We start from the raw sequence: 7,178 nt of genomic DNA, 5'->3' as shown, positions 1-7,178 counted from the left end.
GTCGTCGACGGGCCCGCGTTCACGCTGACCGTCGTCGCGACGCACCTCACGTTCATCCCCGGCTGGAACGTCCGGCAGCTGCGGCACCTCGTCGGGCAGGTGCAGCCGCTCCCCCGCCCGCTCGTGCTCATGGGCGACCTCAACCTCGAGCCCGACCGGCCGCAGCGCGCGACGGGCATGCGGCCGCTGGCGACCGTCCCGACGTACCCGGTGGGCGTCCCCGAGCGCCAGCTCGACCACGTGCTCGCCGACGGCCCGCTGCACGTGTCCCGGCCGGCCGTCTCGGTCGACACCGGCCTGTCCGACCACCGCGCGATCGTCCTGGACGTCGCGCTGCCCGCCTGAGCCGGGTGGACCGTGCGCGGCCCTCAGGGGCCCTGACAGCGCACGGGACGTGCTGACGGTCGCCTCGTGGCCCACCGGGCGTGCTGGTCGGCGCGGGGCGGCCTCCCGGGCCCGCGGGACGGCACGCAGGACGCGCGGGCGCCGGGAACGCCCGAAGGGCCGGCGCGGCTCGTGCCGCACCGACCCCTCGGTCACGTCCGACGGGCTCGCGCCCGTCACGTCTGCGTTCAGCCGACCTCGCCGAACTCCGACTTCGTGAACGTGTACTTGTTGTCCGCACCGAACGTGTAGACGCCGATGTACGCGGACGACGGGTCGTTGTCCGCGTTGAACGGACCGACGCCCGAGACGGCCTCGTAGTCGATGTCCTTGCCGTCGTCGAGCAGCTTGACGCAGTCGGCGAACGTGTCGCACTTCTCGCCACCGTCGGCACCCGAGACCGCGGCCAGGTTGGCCTGGATGGTCTCACCGTCGGTGTCGCCGCCCTTCACCGCGGCGAGCGCGGCGAGGATCGTGGCGTCGTACGACTCGGCGGCGTACGAGTAGTCGCTCAGCGAGTCGTTGACCTCGGCGAGCCGGGCCTGGAACTCCTCGCTCGGGAACGCGCCGGGCAGCGTGCCCTGGGCACCCTCGAGCAGGCCGGCCTGGAACTCCTCGCCGAACTGCGTGAGGTTGCCGTCGACGAAGTAGACCTTCGACATGTCGTAGCCCTGCGCGGCCAGCTCGCTGATGATGAGCGGCGTCTGCGTGGTGAACGCGATGATCGCGATCGCGTCCGGCCCGGCCGCCAGCGCGTTGCTGACGATCGAGGTGTAGTTCGTCTCGTTCGGGTCGAACTCCTGGCCGGCGGAGCCGTACGCGAGGGTCGCGCCCGAGTCCGTCACGACCTTCTCGACGACGTCGCGCAGCGACGTGCCGTAGTCGTCGTTGAAGACGAGGATGCCGGGGTTCACGGCGCCGTCCCCGAGGATCAGGTTGGCGAGCGCGGAGCCCTGGACGGTGTCCGGCGGGGCGGTGCGGAAGTAGAAGTCGTTCGTCCCGGACAGGTCCGTCGCCGTGTTGGCGGGCGAGATCTGCACGATCTTGGCGCCGGTGATGTCGTCGATGACGTTGCGCGTCACCGAGGAGGACGCGGCACCGACGATGACCGAGACGTCCTGGCTGATGAGGTCCTGCACCGACTGGGTGGCGACCTCGGCGTGCTCGGCGTCCGAGGAGTCGGTGTGGACGGCCTCGACGTCCGAGCCGAGGACCCCGCCTGCTTCGTTGATGTCCTTGACCGCGAGGTCGACGCCGGCGATCTCGGGCGGGCCGAGCTGCGCGAGCGAGCCGGTCTGCGGCAGCAGCGTGCCGATCTTGAGCGCGGCGGCGGAGTCGGAGCCGCCGTCGGTCGCGTCGTCGCCGCTGTCGCCGTCCCCGCCGCTGCACGCGGCGAGGATCAGCGCGGCAGCGCCCGCCAGGGCTGCGGCCCTGACTGCGTGTGTCGAACGAATCATGCGTGGTACCCCTCTTGTCGAGTACTGCGTCCCGCCGATCCCTGGTGAGGACCGGTGCAGTGTGGCGCGAAGGTAACCAGTCTTTGTATCCGGGATGTGAATGTCTCTGTCTCAGGGCATGTTTGTTGCAGAGTTGTGACAAAAGTGAGGCCGGCCGAGCGTGATGCTCGACCGGCCTCGTGACCGTGGGGCGGGCGTCAGGACGCGCCGCCGCCGACCTGCTCGATGACGGCGTCGGCGACCTCGCGCATCGTGAGGCGGCGGTCCATCGACGTCTTCTGGATCCAGCGGAACGACTCGGGCTCGGTGAGGCCCATCTTGGTCATGAGCAGGCCCTTCGCGCGGTCCACGCGCTTGCGGGTCTCGAACCGCTCGGCCAGGTCGGCGACCTCCGACTCGAGCGCGCTGATCTGCGCGTACCGCGAGATGGCGATCTCGACCGCGGGCAGCAGGTCGGCCGGGCTGAACGGCTTGACGACGTACGCCATCGCACCGGCGTCGCGCGCACGCTCGACGAGCTCGGTCTGCGAGAACGCGGTGAGGAGCACGACGGGCGCGAGGTGCGCCTTGCCGATGCGCTCGGCCGCCGAGATGCCGTCGAGGACGGGCATCTTCACGTCCATGACGACGACGTCGGGCTTGAGCTCGGTCGCGAGGGCCACCGCCTGCTCACCGTCGCCGGCCTCGCCGACGACGTCGAAGCCCGCGTCGCGGAGCGTCTCGACGACGTCCATGCGGATGAGGGCCTCGTCCTCGGCGACGACCGCGCGGCGCGCCGGGCGCCCCGTGGTGCTGCTCGCGGGCTCGGGGGCGGGCTCCGCCGCCGGGGCCGCGCTCGGCAGGTCGAGGGGGGTCGCCTCGGTGGGCTCGGGGGTCTCGTCCGTGGTCACGGTGCACAGCGTAGTCGCCGTGGGTGGGCGGGTTGCGGGCAACGGGCGCTGTGACGTACGCCGCAGGACGCGCACACGTCGGCGCCGGTGCTCACCGGAGGCGGTGCGCCGGGTGCCGAGCCGCGGCCGCCCTGGGGGTCGCGTCGGTGTCCGCGTGCTGGTGACGCCCGGTCGGGCGGGTCCGGTTCGCGTCTATCCTGGCGGCCTGGCCCCGATAGCCCAACCGGCAGAGGCGTTCGGCTCAAACCCGATCCAGTGTGGGTTCGAATCCCACTCGGGGCACCGCTCGGCCCGTCCGCGACGCGTCAGGGCAGGCGGCGCGACATGGCGAAGTTCGTCAGCGTCACTCCGCGCCGGACCGGGTGCTGCTCCGCGGTCACGACGAAGCCGTGCGCCTCGAAGAAGGGGCGCGCGGTGAGGCTCGCGTGGGTGGTGAGCGTGGACGCGCCGTCGCGGACCGCCGCGTCGTGCGCCCAGCCGAGGAGCGTCGACGCGACGCCGGTGCGGCCCACCCGGGGGTCCACGAACATCATGTCGACGTACCCGGCCGCGTCGACGTCGGTGAAGCCGACGACGCACCCGTCGACCTCCGCGACGACGGTGCGACGCGCGGCACGGCGCTGGGCCCAGGCCGCGAGGTCGACGTCGTCGGGCGCCCACGCGGCGAGCTGCTCCGGCGTGTAGTCCGCGGCCGCGGTGACGCGGATCGCCGCGAGGAACACGTCGAGGGTCGCCCGCGCGTCGTCGGGCGCGTACGGGCGGATCGTCGGCGGCATCGCGCCAGGCTAGCGACGTCGGCGGCACACCTCGCACGGAGGATCGGCGCGGCCGGTGCGCGCGACCGGGGGATGCGTCCGCGCGGCGTTCGGCGTAGAACGGGTCGCATGTTCGAAGAGGGCCAGCTGTACGCCCCCGTCACCGCGGACGAGGACGGCAAGGCCAGGGTTCACCTCGCGGACGACCATCCCGGTGCGAAGGACGACGAGTACCGGCGACGACGTGACGAGATCGCCGCCCCGGCGCTCGCGTGGCGGCCCGGTGATCCCGTGCCGCGCGTGGAGTACACCGACACCGAGAACCGGATCTGGGAGACGGTGTGCCGGGAGCTCGTGCCGAAGCACGAGCGGCTCGCGATCCGGGGGTACCTCGAGGGCAAGGAGGCCCTCGCGCTGCCGACGGACCACGTGCCGCAGCTCGACGAGGTGAGCGCGGGACTCATGCCGCTCAGCGGGTTCCGGCTCCACCCGGCCGCCGGGCTCGTGCCGCTCGACGTGTTCTACGGGTCGCTCGCGGACGGGGTGTTCCACTCGACGCAGTACCTGCGGCACGCGTCGCAGCCGCTCTACACGCCGGAGCCGGACATCCTCCACGAGGTCGTCGGGCACTGCAATCTCCTCGCGCACCCGGCGATCGCCGAGGTCAAGCGGCGGGCGGGCGAGGCCGCCCGGCGGTGCGAGACGCCCGAGGGGCTGCAGTACGTGGCGGACGTCTTCTGGTTCACGATCGAGTTCGGCGTGATGTACGAGGGCGGCGAGCTGCGCGCGTACGGTGCCGGGCTGCTGTCGTCGTATGGGGAGATCGAGGAGTTCCGCGGCGCGGACGTGCGTCCCGTGGACTTCCACCAGATGGCGACGCTCGCGTACGACATCAGCCACTACCAGCCGATCCTGTTCGCGTGCGACGGCATGGGCGAGCTGACGGACCGGGTCGGGGGCTTCTTCGCGGAGTTCGACGACGAGACGCCGGCACGGCTCGCCCGCGAGGCCGCACGCGTCTGACGGACGGCGTACGGCGGGTCGGCCTGCGCCGGCTCGCCATCGCCGCGGACCGCCCGCCGCGGCGAGCCGGGCGCGGTCAGGCGACGGGCTCGCGCGCCTGCACGAGCAGGTGCTGCCGGAAGAACGCCGCGAGGTCGGCGGTCGCGTCGAGCGGGAGGACCGCGGCGACGTACTGGTCGGGGCGGACCACGACGACGCAGCCGTTGCGGTCGACGCCGCGCTGGTCGAACACGTCGTCGTCGGGGTGGACCGCGAAGACCTTCTCGTAGTCGACGAGGTCGAACGGGCCGGTGCGCGGCAGGAACAGCGCGGGTACGCGCGTCACGTCGACGTCGGTGTGGCGCTGCTGGTAGACGACCTTGACGTCGAGGAGCGCGTCGAGCGCGTCGCCCTCGCGCGCGTGGGCGAGGACGGGTGAGTCGGGCGACGTCGCCATCCAGTCCGCCCAGGCCGCGAGCGCGGACCGCTCCCCCGCGGCGGGTCGGTCGGCGAAGGCGTAGACGCGCCAGCGGCCGTCGGCGCGGTGCTGGTGGCCGAGGTGCAGGGGGTTGGCGTCGGCGACGCGGACGACGGGGGCGGACTTGAACCGCTTGCCGAGGGGGAAGCCGGTGGCGAGGTGCTGGTGGGTGGGTGCGGCGACGAGCATCGACGGCGGGTACTGCGTCATGAAGCCGAAGAGGAACTCGGTGGTGCGGACGTAGAAGGCGGCGAGCTCGCCGGGGTCGAGGTCCTCGGGCTTGCGGGCCATGAGGGAGGACCACTCGCGGTCGAAGTCGATGAGGTTCTGGGCGATGACCTGGCGTTCGGCGGAGTAGGTGGCGAGGAGGGTCCCGGGGCTGCGGCCGGTGAGGACATGGCCGAGCTTCCAGGCGAGGTTGAAGCCGTCCTGCATGGAGACGTTCATACCCTGGCCGGCTTTGGCGCTGTGGGTGTGGCAGGCGTCGCCGGCGATGAAGACGCGGGGGGTGCGGGTGCCGCGCTGGTCGAGGGGGACGTCGTCGAAGCGGTCGGTGACGCGGTGGCCGACCTCGTAGACGCTGTGCCAGGCGACGGAGCGGACGTCGAGGGTGTAGGGCCGCAGGATGGCGTTGGCGTGGTCGACGATCTGGTCGATCGTGGTGGCGCGGACGGCGTCGCGGGTGTCGGGGTGGACCTCGCCGAGGTCGACGTACATGCGGAACAGGTGGCCGCCCTCGCGCGGGATGAGCAGGATGCTGCCGCCGGTGCCGGACTGGATGGCGCACTTGAGGCGGATGTCGGGGAAGTCGGTGACGGCGAGGACGTCCATGACGCCCCAGGCGTGGAAGGCGGAGTCGCCGCGGGGGACGCAGCCGATGGCGCGGCGGACGTCGCTGTGGGCGCCGTCGGCGCCGAGGACGTAGCGGGCGCGGACGGTCTTCTCGGTGCCGGCGTCGTCGCCGGCGGTGCGGACGAGCCGGACGGTGACGGGGTGGTCGTCGTGGTCGTCGAGGTGCAGGTCGCGGAAGTCGTAGCCGTAGTCGGGGCGCATGCGGGTGGGGGCGTTGGCCATGAACTCGGCGAAGTGGTCGAGGACGCGGGCCTGGTTGACGATGAGGTGCGGGAACTCGCTGATGCCGGAGGGGTCGTCGGGCGGGCGTTCGCCGCGGACGATGCGGGTGGGGTCGGCGGGGTCGGGGTGCCAGAAGCACATCTCGGTGATGCGGTAGGCCTCCTCGGCGATGCGGCCGGCGAAGCCGAACGCCTGGAAGGTCTCGACGCTGCGGGCCTGGATGCCGTCGGCCTGGCCGATGGCGAGGCGTCCAGGGCGGCGGTCGACGATGCGCGTGGTGACGTCGGGGAACTGGGAGAGCTGGGCGGCGGCGATCATGCCGGCGGGTCCGGTGCCGACGATGAGGACGTCGACCTCGTCGGGCAGGTCGTCGGGGCGGTCGAGGCCGACGCCGGCCGCGGGCTGGACGCGGGGGTCGCCCGAGACGTAGCCGTGGTGGTGGAACTGCATGGTGCGACTCCCCCGGACGTCGTTGTCGAGGTGGGAGGCGTGGCGCGCCGGTCGGTCGCGCGGACCTCCCTCGTGCGGATCGTATACGGCGGTGGATAGAGTGCCGAGCGGACGGCCCCACGACGGCGTGGGTCCGACGCTCGACGAGGAGGTCGGCGATGCCCTCGGTCTCCGCGCACGCCGCGGTCACCCTCGCCGCGCACGTGGACCACGTGTTCGGGGTCATGGGCAACGGCAACGCGCACTTCCTCGACGCGCTCGCGCGGCAGACGTCGGCGACGTTCACGCCCGTGCGGCACGAGTCGGGGGCGGTCGTCGCGGCGGACGCGCACCACCGGGCGTCGGGGCGGCTCGCGGCGGCGACGACGACGTACGGCGCGGGGTTCACGAACACGCTGACGGCGCTGGCGGAGGCGGTGCAGGCGCACGTGCCGCTCGTGCTGGTGGTGGGCGACGAGCCGACGTCGGGGCCGCGCCCGTGGGACGTCGACCAGATCGCGATGGCGTCGGCGGTCGGGGCCCGCACGTACACGGTGGGGCGCGCGGACGCGGCGGCGACGACGGCGATCGCGGTCGAGCACGCCCTGACGTACCGGGTCCCGACGGTGCTGGCGATCCCCTACGACGTGGCGACGCTCGACGCGGGTCCGGTGCCCGACGTGCCGGAGCCGCGCCTACCGGGTCCGCT

General features: G+C 72.8%; 7 protein-coding genes and 1 tRNA gene. 4 read left to right on the top strand and 4 right to left on the bottom strand.

Annotated elements, in window-relative coordinates; genetic code table 11:
• The coding region (locus HGA02_RS07060; protein WP_210728266.1) for an endonuclease/exonuclease/phosphatase family protein at nt 1-345 on the top strand (345 nt) is incomplete at its 5' end.
• Nucleotides 346-572: 227 nt separating this feature from the next.
• On the opposite strand, the gene HGA02_RS07055 is transcribed toward HGA02_RS07060, so the two are convergent.
• Nucleotides 573-1,841, bottom strand: a complete 1,269-nt coding sequence (locus HGA02_RS07055) for an ABC transporter substrate-binding protein (RefSeq protein WP_124342084.1) — start codon at nt 1,839-1,841, stop codon at nt 573-575.
• Nucleotides 1,842-2,038: 197 nt separating this feature from the next.
• Complete coding sequence (locus HGA02_RS07050) at nt 2,039-2,731, bottom strand: ANTAR domain-containing response regulator (RefSeq protein ID WP_124342085.1); 693 nt, start codon at nt 2,729-2,731, stop codon at nt 2,039-2,041.
• Between the two features lie 208 nt (nt 2,732-2,939).
• Here HGA02_RS07050 and HGA02_RS07045 point away from each other — a divergent pair.
• Nucleotides 2,940-3,013, top strand: a tRNA-Leu gene (locus HGA02_RS07045).
• Nucleotides 3,014-3,036: 23 nt separating this feature from the next.
• Here HGA02_RS07045 and HGA02_RS07040 read toward each other — a convergent pair.
• A complete protein-coding gene (locus HGA02_RS07040) occupies nt 3,037-3,507 on the bottom strand; it encodes a GNAT family N-acetyltransferase (RefSeq protein ID WP_168678431.1) in 471 nt (156 codons plus the stop codon).
• Nucleotides 3,508-3,615: 108 nt separating this feature from the next.
• Between HGA02_RS07040 and HGA02_RS07035 the strand changes: the two genes are divergently transcribed.
• Nucleotides 3,616-4,509: a phenylalanine 4-monooxygenase gene (locus HGA02_RS07035; RefSeq protein ID WP_168678430.1), complete on the top strand. Its 894-nt coding sequence runs from the start codon at nt 3,616-3,618 to the stop codon at nt 4,507-4,509.
• A gap of 76 nt (nt 4,510-4,585) precedes the next feature.
• Here HGA02_RS07035 and HGA02_RS07030 read toward each other — a convergent pair whose 3' ends face one another.
• Nucleotides 4,586-6,490, bottom strand: a complete 1,905-nt coding sequence (locus HGA02_RS07030; RefSeq protein ID WP_168678429.1) for an FAD-binding monooxygenase — start codon at nt 6,488-6,490, stop codon at nt 4,586-4,588.
• A 158-nt stretch (nt 6,491-6,648) separates the two neighbouring features.
• Between HGA02_RS07030 and HGA02_RS07025 the strand changes: the two genes are divergently transcribed.
• Nucleotides 6,649-7,178 (top strand): thiamine pyrophosphate-binding protein (locus HGA02_RS07025; protein ID WP_246247518.1); only part of this gene is annotated, 530 nt, incomplete at its 3' end.

The sequence above is a fragment of the Cellulomonas septica genome (genome assembly GCF_012396155.1).
Classification (GTDB): Bacteria; Actinomycetota; Actinomycetes; order Actinomycetales; family Cellulomonadaceae; genus Cellulomonas; species Cellulomonas septica.
The sequence above is the reverse complement of the archived record's forward strand: the minus strand, read 5'-3'. Positions and strand labels throughout refer to the sequence as shown.